We start from the raw sequence: 17518 nt of genomic DNA, 5'->3' as shown, positions 1-17518 counted from the left end.
ATAGTACGTCAGGGCTTAGCTTGCTTTACTTTATGTTTTCTGAGATCAGCCCTATTGCGCATAAAAATAGCCTGATTAGGTGCCTGCCTCAGAACGCAACCACGCCCATGAAAACCCCGTTCGCCCTGAGCTTGTCGAAGGGCTTGCAAATTGAGCCCTTCGACCCTTCGATAAACCCACGACAGGCCAAGCTCAGGGCGAACGGTTGTGGTGGTATGTCTGAGGCAAGTAGCTAATCAGGAAAAATAGCTTCTAGCGCACGTATTACCTACGCTGGCAGCTATTGACTTGATAGCAGGTTTCAGTCGGCAATTTGCGGTGGCTGCGGGTGCTGCTGCAGGTACCAGGCGCGCAGGCCGTCGTCTTCAAAAGCGTAGTCGCCGCGCCCGGCGCGCCAGATCAGTTCCTTGTCGCGCAGCGCGTCCAGCGCACCCTGGATGGCCGAGTTGCTCAAGGGTTTGCCCAGCACGGCCTGGTAGGCGGCCAGGGCGGTTTCGGCAAACGGGGTGTAGTCGGGGGCCAGGCGGGCGATGGCGTCCAGCACGGCTTTTTGGGCGCCTGGCAGGCTGTTGTAGGCCGAGGCAAATTCCTGCCAGGCACGGCTCTGCAACTGCTGGGCGTTGCGCTCAATCAGCGCGTCCAGTGCATCGGCGCCGCCCCAGTCGGCCACGGCTTCGCCGACCACGCGCTTCAGCATCTCTGGCCGGCGGCCCAGCAGGTCGAAGGCGCGCTCCAGCGTATCGGCGCTGAAGGCTTTGCCGTCGGCAAACTGGGGTTTCAGCCAGTCGGCGTAGGCTTCTACAAATCCCCGGTCCAGCAGCGGGAAGCGGGTCACCCCGGCGCCGTAGAAGGGCTCGCTTTTGCGCAGCACCAGGTGCGTCAGCTTGTCGCGGTTGGAGCCGGTCATCACCAGGTGCAGGCCGCGCTCAGACGTGCCCTGGTTGAGCCGGTCACGCGCGGCCTTGAGCGCAAACATGGCCTGGGTGCCGGCGGGGGTGGACAGGGCGTGCTGGGCTTCGTCCACCAGCAGTACCAGGGGTTTGCCGCATTTCAGGCGCAGCCGCTCCAGCGCGTCGGCCAGCGTGGCGCCACCGGTCTGGCCGATCTTGTTCAGGTCCAGACTCAGAGCCCCCAGCACAGTCAGCTTGTCCAGCCCCACGCCCTTGGCGGCTTTGAGCACTACGCCATCAAAGCGGGCCAGGGCCTCTCGCACGACGGCAATAATGAGCTCCGCCGGGTCGCGGCTGCGGTCGGACCACAGATCCACGTACAGCGTTTCCCAGCCGCGTTTGCGCATCTCGGGCACCATGTCTTCACGCAAGAAGGTTGATTTGCCGGTGCGCCGGGGCGCGGCCAGGAACAGGCCGGAGGTGGCGTCCAGAATGCCACGGCCCTCCAGCGCGTCGCAGTAGCTGGCCGCCAGGGCGTTGCGGCGGTAGGTGAAGAGGTCGGCCATGGGTTTTATGGATGAATTATTTCGCAAAACATAATTTTACGGAAAATTAAATAATTGCACCATAAAACCCCTGCTGGCACAGCGTTGGCGCAGGGCTTGTGGAAGAAATACCAGCCTGGCGCAGGTGCTGTCTGCGCTGCAAGCTATTGAATTGGTAGCAATTGGTAGCAGTTACCCTGGGATAGGCCTGGGGGCTCGGGTAAACTCAAACCCGCTCTTGCCGCCCCTTGGGTGTATGCAATTGCCCAGCTGATTAACCCACTAGCTTCACAAACCAGACTTCGGTGCGCCTCCAATCCATCAAGCTCGCGGGCTTCAAGTCCTTTGCCGAACCCACCACCTTCCACCTGCCAGGCCAACTGGTCGGCGTGGTGGGCCCGAACGGCTGCGGCAAGTCCAACATCATGGATGCGGTGCGCTGGGTGCTGGGCGAGAGCAAGGCCAGCGAGCTGCGCGGCGAGTCCATGCAGGACGTGATCTTCAACGGCACGACCACCCGCAAGCCGGCCAGCCGCTCCAGCGTGGAGCTGGTGTTTGAGAACAACGACCACCGCGCGGGCGGCCAGTGGGGCCAGTTTGCCGAGATCGCCGTCAAGCGCGTGCTGACCCGCGAAGGCAATAGCAGCTACTACATCAACAACCAGCCTGTGCGCCGGCGCGATGTGCAAGACGTGTTCCTGGGCACCGGCCTGGGCCCGCGCGCCTACGCCATCATCGGCCAGGGCACCATCAGCCGCATCATCGAGTCGCGCCCGGAAGAGCTGCGCCTGTTCCTGGAAGAAGCCGCGGGCGTCTCCAAATACAAGGAGCGCCGCCGCGAGACCGAAAACCGCCTCAGCGACACGCGTGAAAACCTGACCCGCGTGGAAGACATCCTGCGCGAGCTCAATGCCAACCTCGAGCGCCTGGAAAAGCAGGCCGAGGTGGCGCACAAGTACAACACCCTGCACGCCAGCGCCACGCTGAAGCAGCACCAGCTGTGGTTTTTGAAAAAGACCGAGAGCGAGGCCGACCAAAGCAAGGTCAAGGCCGATGCCGCCCAGGCGGTGAACGACCTGGAGTCGCGCATCGCCGACCTGCGCCATGTCGAAGCCGAGCTGGAAACCATACGCCAGGCCCATTACGACGCGGGCGACGCGGTCAACCAGGCCCAGGGCAAGCTGTACGAGGCCAGCGCCGAAGTTGGCCGCTTGGAGGGCGAAATCCGCTTCGTGGTCGAAGGTCGTCAGCGTGTTGAGCTGCGCCTGACCACCTTGAAAGAGCAAATCCAGCAATGGGCCACGCGCCAGGACGATGCGCATTTCGAACTCGAAAATTTAGAGGCCACCGGCATCGAGGCCGAAGAAAAAGCCGAGCTGCTGGCCGCCCAGGTGGAAGAGCAGGCCGCCCAGCTGCCAGACCTGGAAGATGCGCTGCAAAGCGCCACCCGTGCCGCCAACGAGCAGCGCACGGGCGTGGTTCAGGTGCAGCAGCAAATTCAGGTGCTGGCCGCCGAGCAGCGCAGCATCGAAGAACAGTTCCGCCAGCTGGACCAGCGCCGAGAGCGCCTGGAGGGCGACAAAAAGTCCCTGGCCGCACCCGACGATGCCCGCTTGGAGATGCTCCAAGGCCAGCTGGACGAAGCCTCCGAGGCCGCAGCCATAGCCGATGCCCGTCTGCAGGAACTGCAGGAAAACCTGCCCCAGCTGGACGAAGACCGGCGCAGCAAGCAAACCGCTGTCAACACCGAGTCTGCCCGCCAGGCCGACATATCGGCCCGCCTGGAGGCGCTGAAGGCGTTGCAGGAAAAGGTCAAGACCGACGGCAAGCTCAAACCCTGGCTGACCCGCCACGGACTGGAAGGCCTGCAAGGCGTGTGGAGCAAGCTGCACATCGAGCAGGGCTGGGAAAACGCCCTGGAAGCCGCCTTGCGCGAGCGCATGGGCGCACTTGAAGTATCGAAGCTGGAGATGGTGCGCGCCTTCGCGGGCCTGGACGGCAAAGACGTGCCTCCGGCCAAGCTGGCCTTCTACAGCGCGCCGCCCGCCGGCTCTGCACCGGGTGCTGCCGCCTTGCCGCGCCTGGCCGATTTGCTGCGTTTGAACGATGCCGGCCTGGCCGCCTTGCTGGGCGACTGGCTGCACGGCTGCTACACCGCCGCCAGCTTTGAAGACGCGCTGCAGCAGCGCAGCCAGCTGCAGATGGGCGAAGTTATTTATGTGCAGAGCGGCCACGCCGTCAGCCTGCACAGCGTATCTTTCTACGCCCAGGACTCCGAGCAGGCCGGCCTATTGGCCCGCGCGCAGGAAATTGAAAATTTAGAAAAGCAGCTGCGCGCCCAAACGCTGATCAACGAGGAAACCCGCTACGCCCTGGTGCGTGCCGAGGCGGCCTACAACGAATCCTCGCAGCGCCTGGTCACGGCCCGGCGCGAAGCCAGCGAGGCACAAACCCAGGCCCACGCGCTGCAAGTCGAAACCCTGCGCCTGGGCCAGTTGGCCGAACAGGCCCGCGCGCGCAGCCAGCAGTTGGCCGGCGACCTGGCCGAAGTCGAAGCCCAGCTGGACGATCTGCAAGAGCGCCGCGTCACCGCCGAGGCCCGCTTCGAAGAGCTGGACATGCAACTGGCCGACAGTCAGGAGCGCCACGCCCAATTGGACGAGCGCGTCATCGAAGTGCAGCGCAAGCTGAACGAATGCCGTGAGCAGCAGCGCAGTCTGGAGCGCCAGGCCCAGGAGGCCACCTTCGCCCAGCGCAGCCTGGGCGCACGCCGCGCCGAGCTGACCCGTGCGGTGGACATGGCGCAGCAGCAAACCGTGTCGCTGACCGACGAGCAGCAGCGCGCCCACGATGAATTGGCCCGCTTGAGCGATGCCGCCGCCCAGGGCGGCCTGCAGACCGCGTTGGCCCAGAAGCTGGAGCGTGAAGCCGCGCTTGGCACCCAGCGCAGCCAGTACGACGACCTGACCGCCCGCCTGCGTGCCGCCGACGAGGCCCGCATGCAGAACGAGCGCGCACTCGACCCGCTGCGCCAGCGCATCACCGAATTCCAGCTGAAAGAGCAGGCCGCACGCCTGGGCTCGGAGCAGTTCACCCAGCTGCTGGCCGATGCCAAGGCCGACCTGGAGGCGATCGCCAAATCCATTGCCGATGGCGATGTGCGCATGCACGGCATGCAGAGCGAGATCGACCGGCTGAACCGCGAAATCACCGCACTCGGCGCCGTGAACCTGGCCGCGCTGGACGAGCTGACCGTGGCACGCGAGCGCAAGCAGTTCCTGGATGCGCAGACCGCCGATCTGGTGGACGCCATGACCACGTTGGAAGACGCCATCAAGAAGATCGACGGCGAAACCCGCGAGCTGCTGTCCGGCACCTTCGACACCGTGAACGGCCACTTCGGCAAGATGTTCCCCGAGCTGTTCGGCGGCGGCAATGCGCGCCTGGTCATCACCGGCGACGAGATTCTGGATTCAGGTGTGCAAGTGGTGGCACAGCCGCCCGGCAAGAAGAACCAGACCATCCATTTGCTGTCGGGCGGCGAGAAAGCCCTGACCGCGATTGCCCTGGTGTTCGCCATCTTCATGCTGAACCCGGCACCGTTTTGCCTGCTGGACGAGGTGGACGCGCCGCTGGACGACGCCAACACCGAGCGCTATGCCAAACTGGTGGCCAGCATGAGCAGCGAGACCCAATTTCTTTTCATCAGCCACAACAAGATCGCCATGGAAATGGCCCAGCAACTGATTGGTGTGACCATGCAGGAGCAGGGCGTTTCGCGCATTGTGGCGGTCGATATGGAGTCGGCCCTATCCATGGCCGAATTGACATGACAACTACCCTACAACTGGGGCTGGCGGTGGGGGGCGGCCTGGTACTGGCCGCCGTCGTCGCGCACAGCACCTGGACCGCCCGTAAAAACGCCCCCAAGCAACCCGATCCACCACCGCCCAGCGCCTTCCCTGCGGGGGAAGAAGACGTGGCGCGCCAGGAACCCTCGTTCGAGGGTGAGCTGCCCCCGCTGCCCGTGCCTGAGCGCAAGCCCGGCATGGACGCCTTGATCGACGGTCTGGCCACGGTGGCCGTGGAGCAGCCGGTGTCGGGCGATGCGGCCCTGGCCGCCATGCCGCCCACACGCCGCGTGGGCAGCAAACCCTTTGCCATCGAGGGCCTGAACGCCACCAGCCAGCAATGGGAAACACCTGCCGCCGGCCAGCGCTACACCCAGTTCCAAACCGGTGTGCAGCTGGCCAACCGCACGGGTGCGCTGAATGAGATCGAGTTCTCCGAGTTCGTGATGAAGACCCAGGCCTTTGCCGATGCGGTCAGCGGCCTGCCCGAATTCCCCGAAATGCGCGAAGAAGTGGCCCGTGGCCGCGAGCTCGACCAGTTCGCCAACGACCACGACGCCCAGCTGGGCTTCACCCTGCGCGCCGTGCACGCGGCCTGGAGCCCCGGCTATGTGCAGCAGCACGCGGCACGCCTGGGCTTTGTGCCCTCGCTGATCCCGGGCCGTATGGTCTTGCCCTCGGCCACGGCGGGCATGCCACCGGTGCTGGGCCTGGCTTTCGACGCCCAGGCAGCCCTGGCCGAAGACCCTGATCAGTCGGCCCTGCGCGAGGTGTCGCTGAGCCTGGACGTACCCCAGGTGGACCGCGCCGAGCAGCCCTTTGTGCGCATGCGTGAAACCGCCAAGGCCCTGGCCGAGGCCATGGACGGCAGCATCACCGACGACCGAGGCTACCCCTTGCCCCAGGACGCACTGGACGGCATTGGCGCCGAGCTGGAAAAGCTCTACGACACGCTGGAGTCGCGCGAGCTGGCGGCAGGCTCGGCATTGGCTCGCCGGTTATTCAGTTGATTCAATGGATATGGCGGAAAACTTAGAGCTTTTTGGGGCTCCCGCGCAGGTAAATCCTGCGCTAGTAGCTATCAAAATAGAAGCATTGCGCACGCAGCTCAATGCCTGGAGCCACAGCTATTACGTGATGGACGCGCCGACCGTGCCGGACGCCGAGTACGACCGCGTGTTCCGCGAACTGCAGGCACTGGAAGAGGCACACCCCGAGCTGCTGACGGCCGATTCGCCGACCCAGCGCGTGGGCGGCAAGCCGCTGCCCGAGTTCGCCTCGGTGCGCCACGCCGTGCCCATGCTCAGCATCCGCACCGAGACCGATACCGAGCCCAGCGGCGCGCTGAATTTCGACACCCGCATCCGCAAGGAGCTGGGCCTGCTTGAGGGCGATGCGCCGGTGGAATACGTGGCTGAACCCAAGTTCGACGGCCTGGCCATGAGCCTGCGCTATGTGAACGGCGCGCTGGTGCAGGCCGCCACGCGCGGCGACGGCGAGTACGGCGAGGACGTGACGCAGAACATCCGCACCATGCGGCAAATCCCCCTGCGCTTGCACGGCGATGCGCCCGCACTGCTGGAGGTGCGCGGCGAGGTCTATATGCGGCGCGACGACTTCGACGCGCTGAACGAGCGCCAGCGCGAAGCTGGCCTGAAAACCTTTGTGAATCCGCGCAATGCGGCCGCCGGCGCGGTGCGCCAGCTGGACCCGGGCATTGCGGCCCAACGTCCGTTGAAGTTCTTTGCCTACGGCCTGGGTGAAGTGACACCGGTGGAGCAGGGCGGCCCGGCGTTCGACACGCACTACGCCATGCTGCAGACGCTGAAGTCTTTGGGTTTTCCGGTTGCAGCGCAGGTGCGCATTGCGCAGGGTGCTTCTGAATTGATAGCATTCCACCAGCAGACCGGTGCCGCACGCGACCAGCTGCCCTACGACATCGACGGCGTGGTCTACAAGGTCAATGCCTTGGCCCTGCAACGCCAACTGGGCTTTGTGTCCCGCGAACCGCGCTGGGCCGTGGCGCACAAGTACCCGGCGCAAGAGCAGCTGACCACGGTGACTGCCATCGACGTGCAGGTCGGCCGTACCGGCAAGCTTACGCCCGTGGCGCGGCTGGCGCCGGTATTCGTCGGCGGCGTGACGGTGACCAACGCCACGCTGCACAACCTGTTCGAGCTGCGCCGCAAGCGCGTGCGCGTGGGCGATACCGCCATCGTGCGGCGTGCCGGCGATGTGATTCCCGAGGTTGTCGGGGTGGTTGAAAAGCTGCGTGAAATCTACGTGCCCAACTTCCGCATGCCGCGCCAATGCCCCATCTGCGGTAGCGCCGTGGTGCGCGAAAAGACCGAGATGAACCACCGCTGCAGCGGCGGCCTGTTCTGCCCGGCGCAGCGCAAGGAGGCGATATTGCATTTCGCCCACCGCCGCGCGGTGGAGATCGAAGGCCTCGGCGACAAGCTGGTCGAGCAATTAGTGGACGCGGGCATCATCCGCACCTTGCCCGACCTGTACAAGCTGGGCCTGACGGCCTTGTCCGAGCTGGACCGCATGGCCGAAAAGTCGGCCAAGAACATTCTGGCCGCGCTGGAAAAATCCAAGGACACGACCTTGCCGCGCTTCCTGTTCGGCCTGGGTATCCGCCACGTCGGTGAGGCCACGGCCAAGGAGCTGGCCCGGCACTTCGGCAAGCTCGACAGCATCATGGACGCAACGGTGGAGCAGTTGCTGGAAGTCGCCGACGTCGGCCCGATCGTGGCTTTAGCGATCCGCACTTTCTTCGACCAACCGCACAACCGCGAAGTAGTCGAGCAGCTGCGCGCCTGCGGTATCCGCTGGGAAGAGGGCGAGCCTGCAGCCCAGGCGCCCAAGCTCCTGGCCGGTCAGACCTTTGTGCTCACCGGCACCTTCCCCACGCTAAGCCGTGACCAGGCCAAAGATTTGCTTGAAGCCGCCGGCGCCAAGGTGGCCGGTTCGGTGAGCAAGAAAACCCATTACGTCGTGGCCGGCGAGGAGGCCGGCAGCAAGCTGGACAAGGCGCTGGCATTGGGCGTGCCAGTGCTGGACGAGGCGCAGATGCTGGCTCTGGTGAATGAAGGAGTTGCCCCATGACCGTACACGCCATTCTGAAAATGGGCGACGCCCGCCTGCTGCGCGTGGCCCAGCCTGTGACCCATTTCGATACCGACGAGCTGCACCTGCTGGTGTCTGACATGCTGGACACCATGCGCGCGGCCAACGGTGCCGGGCTGGCAGCGCCGCAGATCGGGGTGGACCTGCAGCTGGTGGTGTTCGGCACGCGCGAGGCCAATCCGCGCTATCCGGACCGCCCGTTGGTGCCACCCACGGTGCTAATCAACCCCGTGATTACGCCTTTGGGCGAGGCGGAGGAAGACGATTGGGAAGGCTGCCTGTCGGTGCCCGGTCTGCGGGGGCTGGTGCCGCGCTGGTCCAAGATACGCTACACCGGCTTCGACCAGTACGGCGACCCTATCGACCGAACGGTGGAAGGCTTCCACGCCCGCGTGGTGCAGCACGAGTGCGACCACCTGATTGGCCGGCTGTACCCCACGCGCATGCGCGATTTGACGCAGCTGGGCTACACCGAAGTGCTGTTCCCGGGCATCGCGCCGTCGGACGACGATTGAACCGGAAATAGCCGGCTTTTCGGCCATTTACCTTGCCTATCCACGGGGCACGGGCACCTAAGATGGCGCCATGAAAGCAGTACTTTGCACTCTTGTCTTGGCTTTGGCCGGTTGCGACACGGTTAGCACCAAGGCTGTGTCCTATTTGTACTCCAGCACGCCTGCTTTGGCGGTGGTGGACGGCGTGGCCTACCAGGGCACCGCCACCGTCGCGCTGGACCGTACGGGTTCGGTTCAGCTGACATCCATACAGCCGCCCGAGCGCGTCTGCGCTGGCAATTTCCGCTACACGGCCACGACCACGGGTGTCTTGCAACTGCATTGCGCGGGTGTGCCCACCCGCATGGCTTTTACCGCCATCAACGATGTGAAAGCCTATGGTTGGGGCGGTACCGAGAGCAATCCGGCCACCTTTACCTTTGGCATGGCGCCGCAGGATGCGGCTGCCTATCTGCGCCTGCCGGCTGCTGCCGCGACGCCCATGCCGGAACCAGCAGCTCCGGCCGTACCGGCTCAGCCTGCCAGGTCTGCGGTTTCCAGGCCGGTGACCTGAACCCAGCGCACCCTTGTTCTCGCCTCTTGCGCCCAGCGCGCGGGCAGGGGATAGTGAGCGCCTGGCCAATGCCTTTTCCGGGCGGTTGGTAGATCCTCAATGCCCTATTCCACAACCCTGATTTTCGGAGTAACACCATGCAATTCAAGCACTTGGGCGTGCTCGGCTATGGCGAGGTCGGCAAGATTTTTGCTGCCGGCCTGGCCCCCCATGTGGGCGCGGTCAGCGCCTGGGATCTGCAGTTCAACGACAACCATGTGCGCGACGCCGTACCGGGCGGCGTACAAGCCTGCGCTTCATTCCAGGAACTGTATGCGCAGGCCGACTTGGTGGTGTCAGCCGTGACCGCATCGAGCGCGCTGGACGTGTCAGAAGACGCCGGCATGTGCATCCGCGAGGGCAGCATTTACCTGGACCTGAACTCAGCCTCGCCCAGCACCAAGAAGCGCGCGGCCGCCATGCTGGCTGCGGGTGGCGCGCATTACGTGGATGCGGGTGTGATGGCGTCGGTGCCACCATATGGCATACGTGTGCCGATGCTGCTGGGGGGGGCCAAGGCCGAGGAGCTGGCCGAGACCCTGCGTGCCTGGGGCATGGACGCCAAGGCCGTGTCGGATGAGATCGGCGTGGCCTCGGCCATCAAGATGTGCCGCAGCGTGGTGGTCAAGGGAATGGAGGCCTTGGTGATGGAGAGCTATGCCGCAGCCCGCCATTACGGCGTGGAGGAGCATATGCTGGCCACATTGGCCGAGACCTTCCCCGGCATCGACTGGCAGCAGCAGGGCAGCTATTTCTTCCAGCGGGTGGCGCAACATGGCAAGCGCCGTGCCGAGGAGATGTTCGAGGCCGCCCGCACCGTGCGCGACGCGGGCCTGGACCCGACTATGGCCACCGCCACCGCTCACAAACAGGACGCCATGGCCCGCCTGGCTCGTGCCAAGCTGTTCGCGGACCTGGGGTCAAATGCGCGCTGGCAAGACTACGCGGATCGCCTGCTAGGCACAGAGTGATTTGCTCTCAAATTGAGAGCTGCTGGCGCAGATAAATGGTGCGCCATAGCCTGTTTTTAATCTCTTTTTTTGCTGGCTCAGCTGCGCAAATTTTGGTTGAAAAATGACAGCGTGCGCTCCCATGCCAGCTTGGCTGCAGCAGCGTCATAGCGTGGCGTGGTGTCGTTATTGAAGCCGTGCTGTGTGCCTGGGTACTGGTAGGCGGTGTACGGTACGCCAGCGGCCTTGAGTGCGGCTTCGTAGGTGGGCCTGGATGCGTTGATGCGTTCGTCTACCGCGGCGAAGTGCATCAGCAGTGGGGCTTTGACTTGTGCTGCGGCACTGGTTGCAGGTTGGTTGCCATAGAAGGGGACGGCGGCACCCAAATCGGGCAGGCGGGTAGACAGCATGTGTGCCACACCGCCGCCAAAACAAAAGCCTACGACGCCTATCTTGCCGCGCACTTCTGGGCGTGATTTGAGGAACTCGGCTGCGGCAACAAAGTCTTCTGCCGTTTTGCTTTGGTCTAGCTGGCCGAAAAGGACGCGGGCTTTTTCTTCGTCGCCAGGGTAGCCGCCCAACGGAGTCAACGCGTCGGGTGCGAAGGCCACAAAGTTGTCGAGCGCCAGGCGCCGGGCGATATCTTCGATGTGGGGATTCAGGCCGCGGTTTTCATGCACTACCAAGATGGCCGGCAGCGGGCCGGTGGCATTCGCGGGGCGTGCCAAATACCCTTTGACGCTGCCATAGCCCTTGGGGGAAGGAAATGACAGCGTTTCGGTGGCAATGCGCGGGTCGTTGGGGGGGACTTGTCGGCCGAGTGCGAAATCGGGGCTGAGTGCGCCTAGCAGCATGGTGGCTGTGACGCCACCGACTGCGAATTTTTGGGCCTTTTCCAGGAAGCCTCGGCGGTCCAGGTTGCCGTGTACATAGGCGTCAAACAGTATTAACAGTTCCTGGTCGAAATCCTGGGCAGTTTTGCGTCGCATCGAAGGTCTCCAAAATTTGGAGCATATCGGTTTGCTGTATTACGGCAAAGACCGTAAGTTGCCGCAGGTCTTGCTCAGGGTTTGGCCTCTGCTTCAGGCTGTGGCGTGACGCGGCGGGCGCCATCGAAGCGGCGCTGCCAGTAGGCTTCACGCATGTCTTCCACGCGCACTTGAGAGCCTGTGCGAGGAGAGTGGATGAACTTGCCATCGCCCACGTAGATGCCTACGTGGCTGAAGGCGCGTTTCATGGTGTTGAAGAAAACCAGGTCGCCCGGGCGCAGTTCGCTCTTGTCAATGCGGTCGGTCGCAGCGGCCTGCTCTTTGGCACGGCGCGGCAACACCAGGCCCACGGTTTGTTCGTACATGGCGCGTACGAAGCCGCTGCAATCAAAACCAGTCTCTGCGGAGTTGCCGCCGCGCTTGTAAGGAACTCCCAGGAAACCCATGGCATTCACCACCAAATCCGAGGCTTTGGTGCTCATGCTTTGGCGCACTTGCTCTAGCTGGTCAATGGTGTGGTTCAACAGGCCTTTGTCGGCCAGGATTTTGTCTATCTCTTCATTGCTGGGGGAGGGAGGGGCGGCGTGGGCGGTGGAGCAGGCGAGAAGTAAAACGAGTATCCATTTGGGCATCCGGCGCAGGTTAGAGGGATTTGGCAGTCAAGTCAAGGCAGAAAGCCCAGCTTTGCAAAGCGGTCTGAAACTTGGCGTAACCTTTGAAATTTTTTTGTATGCAGTTGTTCATGCATACTGGTTTTGAAGGCAATATTTTGGGCTGCAAGTGGCGCGATATGCTGCCGTATTGGGCTGCCTTGCCCCTTGGGCTGTCAGATAAGTTGGAGACCCGTATGCATAACTACAAGAGTTGGTTTGGCCTGGCCATGGTTGTTTTTGCCTTGTTAGGCGGCCTGCCGCAGCAGGCTCTGGCATGGGGCCACCAAGGACATATGGTGGTTGGCGCGCTAGCCGATCAATTGCTGACGGATCGTGCCCGGGCGGGCTTGCAAGCCGATCTGGGCCTGACGCTGGAGCAGGCTGCACCATGGGCAGACTGCGTGAAAAACGTGGCTTTTGGACCCAAAGGCTTTACCTATGCTGCAGACGAGCGATGGCCGTCACCTGCCTGCACTCGCTTTGAGACCCAGGAGGGCGTGCAGGCAATGCGGGACTATGTGGCGCGTAACTGGGATGGCTGCGGCCAGCGTGTCGACTGCCACAAGACCTACCACTTCACCGACGTGGCCCACCAGCATCTCCGTTACCGGGCGGACTATGTAGGGGTGAATGGGCATGACTTGGTGCATGCGATCCGAGCGGCGGTTGCCATGCTGCAAGGCAAGCCTGTGCCTGCACCCTTCAGCATTGCCAGCCGTGCAGAAGCCTTGTTGTTGCTGGCCCATTTTGTGGGGGACCTGCACCAGCCTTTGCATGTGGGCGCGGTATATCTGGATGCCGATGCGCAGCCTGTAGACCCCGATGCAAAGAATGCGGCTTCTGACGCGGTGTTCGCCACCCGGGGCGGCAATAGCCTGGAGGTTGGCAGCAGCAATTTGCATGCGATGTGGGACGATATTCCGGATACCTTGCGTTCCAGCAGCATCCCGGCCGCCATGTTGCACGATGCACGGGCCCTGCGCGCCAGCCGGGCCAAGCCGGAGCGCTGGGTAGATGCGTGGGCCCAGGATTCACTTACGGCGAGCAGGGAGGTTTTTGTGGGTGTGCATTTCAGCCCCGCATCGCTGCAGAAGGGCGCCCGTGTATGGCAAACCAGCTTCGACGATGAGGCAGGCTACCGCGCGCGCCGGGAGCGGTTGCAAATACGCCAGTTGACCAAGGCAGGTGCGCGCTTGGCCCAGCTGGTGAATGCGCTCTACCGATGAACCCGGGTGGTTGCACGTTTAAGCAAAATAGGCTTCTGGCGCATATATTGCGTGCGCGGCGTGCTATAAAAATAAAAGCAATAGACTGCAGCGGGTTGCTGCTTGATTCAACTACAGGAGCATTCGTTTATGGCGGTAGCCAAAAAAGAGAACATGACCTTCAACGATCTGGAAAATTGGCTGAACCAGCGCAGGGTGACGGAGGTGGAGTGCCTAGTACCTGATTTGACGGGCGTGGCCCGGGGCAAGATCTTGCCCCGCGAGAAGTTCACCGAAGACCGCGGCATGCGCATACCCGAGGCGGTGGTGGCAATGGGCGTGACCGGTGAACTGCCCTCCCAGGGTCCATATTACGATGTGGTCAACCCCACAGACCGCGATATGCACTTGCGTCCCGATCCGTCCACGGTGCGTATCGTGCCCTGGGCCACGGACCCCACGGCGCAGGTGATCCACGACTGCTATGACCGTGACGGCAAGCTGGTGCCATTTGCGCCGCGCAGTGTGTTGCGCCGGGTTTGTGATCTCTATACCGCGCTGGACTTGGAGCCGGTGGTGGCGCCAGAGCTGGAGTTCTATCTGGTGGCGCGCAACACCGATCCGAACACGGTGTTGCGCCCACCGATTGGCCGCAGCGGCCGGGCCGAAACCTCGCGCCAGTCCTACAGCATTGATGCGGTGAACGAGTTCGACCCGCTGTTCGAGGAGCTGTACGACTACTGCGAAAAAATGGAGCTAAACGTGGATACGCTGATCCACGAGGCAGGTGCCGGGCAGATGGAGATCAACTTCTTCCACGCCCACCCCCTGGGCCTGGCAGACGAGGTGTTCTTTTTCAAGCGCACTGTGCGTGAAGTGGCTTTGCGCCACGATATGTACGCCACCTTCATGGCCAAGCCCATCGAGGGTGAACCGGGCAGTGCCATGCATGTGCACCAAAGCATCGTCAGCAAAGCTACGGGGCGGAATATCTTCAGCAACGACGATGGCTCGCCTTCGGAAGCCTTTTTTCATTACATCGGCGGCTTGCAGCGTTATCTGCCCGCAGCCATGGCCCTTGTAGCGCCGTATGTGAATAGCTACCGCCGCTTGTCGCGCAATACCGCCGCGCCCATCAACACCGAATGGGGCTACGACAACCGCACCGTGGGCATCCGTTCCCCCATTTCCACGCCGCAGGCGCGGCGGATCGAAAACCGTGTGATCGGTGTGGACGCCAATCCGTATGTGGCCATGGCCATGACCCTGGCCTGCGGCTACCTGGGCATGCAAAAGAAGATCAAGCCCAAGTCCGAGATGAAGGGGGATGCGTATCTGGCGCCCTTTACCTTGCCACGCAGCCTGGGGGAGGCATTGGACTTGCTACGCAGTGAGCCCGATCTGCATGAGATATTGGGCGAAGATTTCATCACGGTCTACACGGAGATTAAAGAAATCGAGTTCGAGGAATTCATGAAGGTTATTTCACCGTGGGAGCGGGAGCATCTCCTGCTGCATGTGTAACTGCGTATCAGTTTTGCTTTATACAATCTGATTTTTTCGGGGTTCTCACTTTTTTATCTGTTCCTTCTAGGAGTCTTAAACGCTATGAAACAGCAAGCACTGGTTATTGCTTTGTCAGCCCTTTTTTTAGCCGCCTGCGGTAAAAAAGAAGAGGCGCCTGCGGCACCAGCCTCTGCGCCCGCACCGGCTCCGGTGGCTTCGGCGCCTGCTCCAGCACCTGCCAATACCGAAGAAAAAGTGCTGAACGTCTATAACTGGCCCGACTACATCGCTGCAGATATGGTGGCCAACTTCGAAAAAGAAACCGGCATCAAGGTCAATTACCAGACCTTTGAAAACAACGAGGCTTTGCACGCCAAGCTGGTGGCCGGCAATAGTGGTTTTGACATCGTGGTGCCAGGCGCCGTGTTCGCCAAATCGCAAATTGATGGCGGCTTGCTGATGGCGCTGGATAAGAGCAAGATCCCGAATTTGGCCAATCTGGATCCGACCATCATGGAGAAGGTCGCCAATGTCGATGCGGGCAACGCGCACTTGATCCCCTGGGCTTGGAGCTACACCACCGTGGCTATTAACAAGGGCAAGGTTGCCAAGGCACTGGGCTCCACACCCTTGCCTGACAATGTCTGGGACCTGGTGTTCAACCCCACCTACACCTCCAAGCTCAAGTCTTGCGGCATTGCTTATCTGGACTCCCCCACCGAAGTGATTCCTCCAGCGCTGCACTACCTGGACAAGAGCCCGTACTCCGCCGATGTGGCGGACCACAAGGCTGCTGGCGCCATGCTGGCCAAGGTGCGCAAGGACATCCGCTTGTTCTCCAGCACCATGATCGACGACATGGCCGGTGGCAAGGCCTGCGTGGGCTTGGGCTGGGCCGGTGACTTGAACATCGCCAAGGCGCGCGCTGTGGAAAACAAGAATGGCAACGACATCGAAGTGCTGCTGCCCAAGAACGGCGGCCTGATCTTCTTTGACAACCTGGCCATTCCTAAGGATGCGCAGCACCCCAACAACGCCATGGAGTTCATGAACTACTTCCTGCGTCCAGAGGTATCGGCATCCCTGACCAACGAGTTGAGCTACCCCACGGCCAACAAGGCCAGCATCGAGAAGGTCAAGCCTGAAATCGCCAGCGACAAGACCATCTTCGTGGACGCGGAAAATATGGCCAAGATGGTGTCTCCCACCAGCTTGAGCAATGAAACCCGTGAATCCATGAGCAACGTATACACGCTGTTCAAGAAGAGCAAGTAAGCTGCTGCTTCTCCGGCCACGAGCAGGCCGCGCACTGTGTTGAGCGGTGCGCGGCTTTTTTCATGGGGCCTGTTGTCAGCCGCCGATCAGCCGGTGCGTCAGGTCGGCGGCGGTGTTGGCTTGGTACTTGCGCATCAAACGTGCGCGGTACAGCTCCACCGTGCGGTGGCTTATGCCAAGCGCACGGCCGATTTCCTTCGATGTGAGCCCGCTGATCACATGGGCTGCTACTTCGCGTTCACGTGGCGTCAGTGCGGCCTGCACGGGGCGGCGCGAAGACAGGTCTTCAAAGCTCCAGATGCCCGCCGCATGCGGTGCGTTGCGGTCAAAGGCGCGGCCCGTGACGTGGCACCAGAAGACCTCGCCTTTGAGGCGGCCACCCACCCGCTGCATGATGCGTTCGTCGGCGTAATGGCCTGTGGCGTTGAGTATGGGAGCGATGCGTGCGCCTATGCGCTCGAATTCTGCAGCGCTGGGGTAGAGGATCTGAAACGACTGCCCAAGCAACTGCGCACGTTCTGCGCCAAACATATCGCATAGATGCTGGTTGCAATCCACAATGCTGCGGTTGCGCGAGACCACCAGGCCGACAGGAGCCAGCTCAAACGCCAGACGGTAATCAACATCCATCAGGTGGGCCCTCTACGAAAAACTACGTACATGAATACGTAGTATCGTATGCGTTGATCTTTTAACCGGAGAGCTGTGTGAACAAAATTTTCCCTTCTGCGGCGCAGGCGCTGCAAGGCGTGGTCCAGGACGGCCAACTGCTGGCGGTAGGCGGCTTTGGTCTGTGCGGCATCCCCGAAGCGCTGATCGATGCCCTGCGCGACAGCGGCGTGAAAGACCTGACGGTGATCTCCAACAACGCAGGCGTCGATGGCTTTGGCCTGGGCAAGCTGCTGGAGACCCGGCAGATCAAGAAAATGATCTCCAGCTATGTGGGAGAGAACAAGGAGTTCGAGCGCCAGTTCTTGGCTGGCGAACTGCAGCTGGAGTTCACCCCCCAAGGCACGCTGGCCGAGAAGTTGCGTGCCGGCGGCGCCGGCATACCCGCTTTCTTCACCAAAACCGGCGTAGGCACGCTGGTGGCCGAGGGCAAAGAGCTACGCGAATTCGATGGCGAAACCTACGTCATGGAGCGCGCCCTGGTGCCCGAGGTGGCCCTGGTCAAAGCCCAGCGCGCCGACAAGTCCGGCAACCTGCAATTCCATTTGACTGCACGCAACTTCAACCCTGCCGCTGCAATGGCGGGCAAGGTGTGCATCGTGGAAGTGGAAGAGATCGTGGAAACCGGCAGCATGGAGCCCGACCAGGTGCATCTGCCCGGCATCTACGTGCACCGCATCGTGCTCAATGTGAACCCCGAAAAGCGCATCGAGAAGAGAACCCTCACCGAGAAAGCTGGAGCATAA

At 62.3% G+C, this 17518-nt stretch carries 14 protein-coding genes; 10 read left to right on the top strand and 4 right to left on the bottom strand.

What is annotated here, in order from left to right:
- Window positions 1-301 precede the first annotated feature (301 nt).
- Entirely contained in the window at window positions 302-1456 is a 1155-nt protein-coding gene (locus AC4BBN_RS19615) for a P-loop NTPase family protein (protein WP_490593702.1), read from the bottom strand.
- A 284-nt stretch (window positions 1457-1740) separates the two neighbouring features.
- On the opposite strand from AC4BBN_RS19615, the gene smc reads away from it, so the two are divergent.
- From smc to AC4BBN_RS19585, 6 genes are all read left to right on the top strand, one after another.
- Entirely contained in the window at window positions 1741-5268 is a 3528-nt protein-coding gene (smc, locus tag AC4BBN_RS19610; protein WP_490593701.1) for a chromosome segregation protein SMC, read from the top strand.
- Complete coding sequence (locus AC4BBN_RS19605; RefSeq protein ID WP_490593700.1) at window positions 5265-6296, top strand: cell division protein ZipA C-terminal FtsZ-binding domain-containing protein; 1032 nt, start codon at window positions 5265-5267, stop codon at window positions 6294-6296. The genes smc and AC4BBN_RS19605 overlap by 4 nt, the downstream gene beginning before the upstream one ends.
- A gap of 10 nt (window positions 6297-6306) precedes the next feature.
- Entirely contained in the window at window positions 6307-8397 is a 2091-nt protein-coding gene (gene ligA, locus AC4BBN_RS19600) for an NAD-dependent DNA ligase LigA (protein WP_490593699.1), read from the top strand.
- Complete coding sequence (def, locus tag AC4BBN_RS19595) at window positions 8394-8933, top strand: peptide deformylase (RefSeq protein ID WP_490593698.1); 540 nt, start codon at window positions 8394-8396, stop codon at window positions 8931-8933. The genes ligA and def overlap by 4 nt, the downstream gene beginning before the upstream one ends.
- Before the next feature lie 70 nt (window positions 8934-9003).
- Complete coding sequence (locus tag AC4BBN_RS19590; RefSeq protein ID WP_490593697.1) at window positions 9004-9486, top strand: hypothetical protein; 483 nt, start codon at window positions 9004-9006, stop codon at window positions 9484-9486.
- Window positions 9487-9623: 137 nt separating this feature from the next.
- Complete coding sequence (locus AC4BBN_RS19585) at window positions 9624-10496, top strand: DUF1932 domain-containing protein (RefSeq protein ID WP_490593696.1); 873 nt, start codon at window positions 9624-9626, stop codon at window positions 10494-10496.
- A gap of 77 nt (window positions 10497-10573) precedes the next feature.
- On the opposite strand, the gene AC4BBN_RS19580 is transcribed toward AC4BBN_RS19585, so the two are convergent.
- The gene (locus AC4BBN_RS19580; protein WP_490593695.1) at window positions 10574-11464 is read right to left on the bottom strand and encodes a dienelactone hydrolase family protein; all 891 of its coding nucleotides are present in this window, start codon (window positions 11462-11464) and stop codon (window positions 10574-10576) included.
- A 74-nt stretch (window positions 11465-11538) separates the two neighbouring features.
- A complete protein-coding gene (locus tag AC4BBN_RS19575) occupies window positions 11539-12096 on the bottom strand; it encodes a C40 family peptidase (RefSeq protein WP_490593694.1) in 558 nt (185 codons plus the stop codon).
- Window positions 12097-12311: 215 nt separating this feature from the next.
- Here AC4BBN_RS19575 and AC4BBN_RS19570 point away from each other — a divergent pair, with 215 nt between their 5' ends.
- The 3 genes from AC4BBN_RS19570 (at window position 12312) to AC4BBN_RS19560 (ending at window position 16103) form a co-directional block, all read left to right on the top strand.
- A complete protein-coding gene (locus tag AC4BBN_RS19570) occupies window positions 12312-13343 on the top strand; it encodes a S1/P1 nuclease (RefSeq protein ID WP_490593693.1) in 1032 nt (343 codons plus the stop codon).
- 129 nt (window positions 13344-13472) lie between these two features.
- Complete coding sequence (locus tag AC4BBN_RS19565; protein ID WP_490593692.1) at window positions 13473-14846, top strand: glutamine synthetase family protein; 1374 nt, start codon at window positions 13473-13475, stop codon at window positions 14844-14846.
- An 84-nt stretch (window positions 14847-14930) separates the two neighbouring features.
- Window positions 14931-16103, top strand: coding sequence for an extracellular solute-binding protein (locus AC4BBN_RS19560; RefSeq protein ID WP_490593691.1), 1173 nt, complete (start codon window positions 14931-14933; stop codon window positions 16101-16103).
- 75 nt (window positions 16104-16178) lie between these two features.
- Here the strand turns inward: AC4BBN_RS19560 and AC4BBN_RS19555 are convergent, their stop codons facing one another.
- Window positions 16179-16733 carry a LuxR C-terminal-related transcriptional regulator gene (locus AC4BBN_RS19555; protein WP_490593690.1) on the bottom strand — a complete coding sequence of 185 codons (555 nt, stop codon included), beginning with the start codon at window positions 16731-16733 and terminating at the stop codon, window positions 16179-16181.
- A 77-nt stretch (window positions 16734-16810) separates the two neighbouring features.
- Here AC4BBN_RS19555 and AC4BBN_RS19550 point away from each other — a divergent pair, with 77 nt between their 5' ends.
- On the top strand, window positions 16811-17518 hold the full coding sequence (locus AC4BBN_RS19550) for a CoA transferase subunit A (protein WP_490593689.1): 708 nt from the start codon (window positions 16811-16813) through the stop codon (window positions 17516-17518).

It is taken from the genome of Rhodoferax sp. SPJ21 (assembly GCF_058216335.1).
This window is presented reverse-complemented; position numbering and strand designations above follow the sequence as displayed.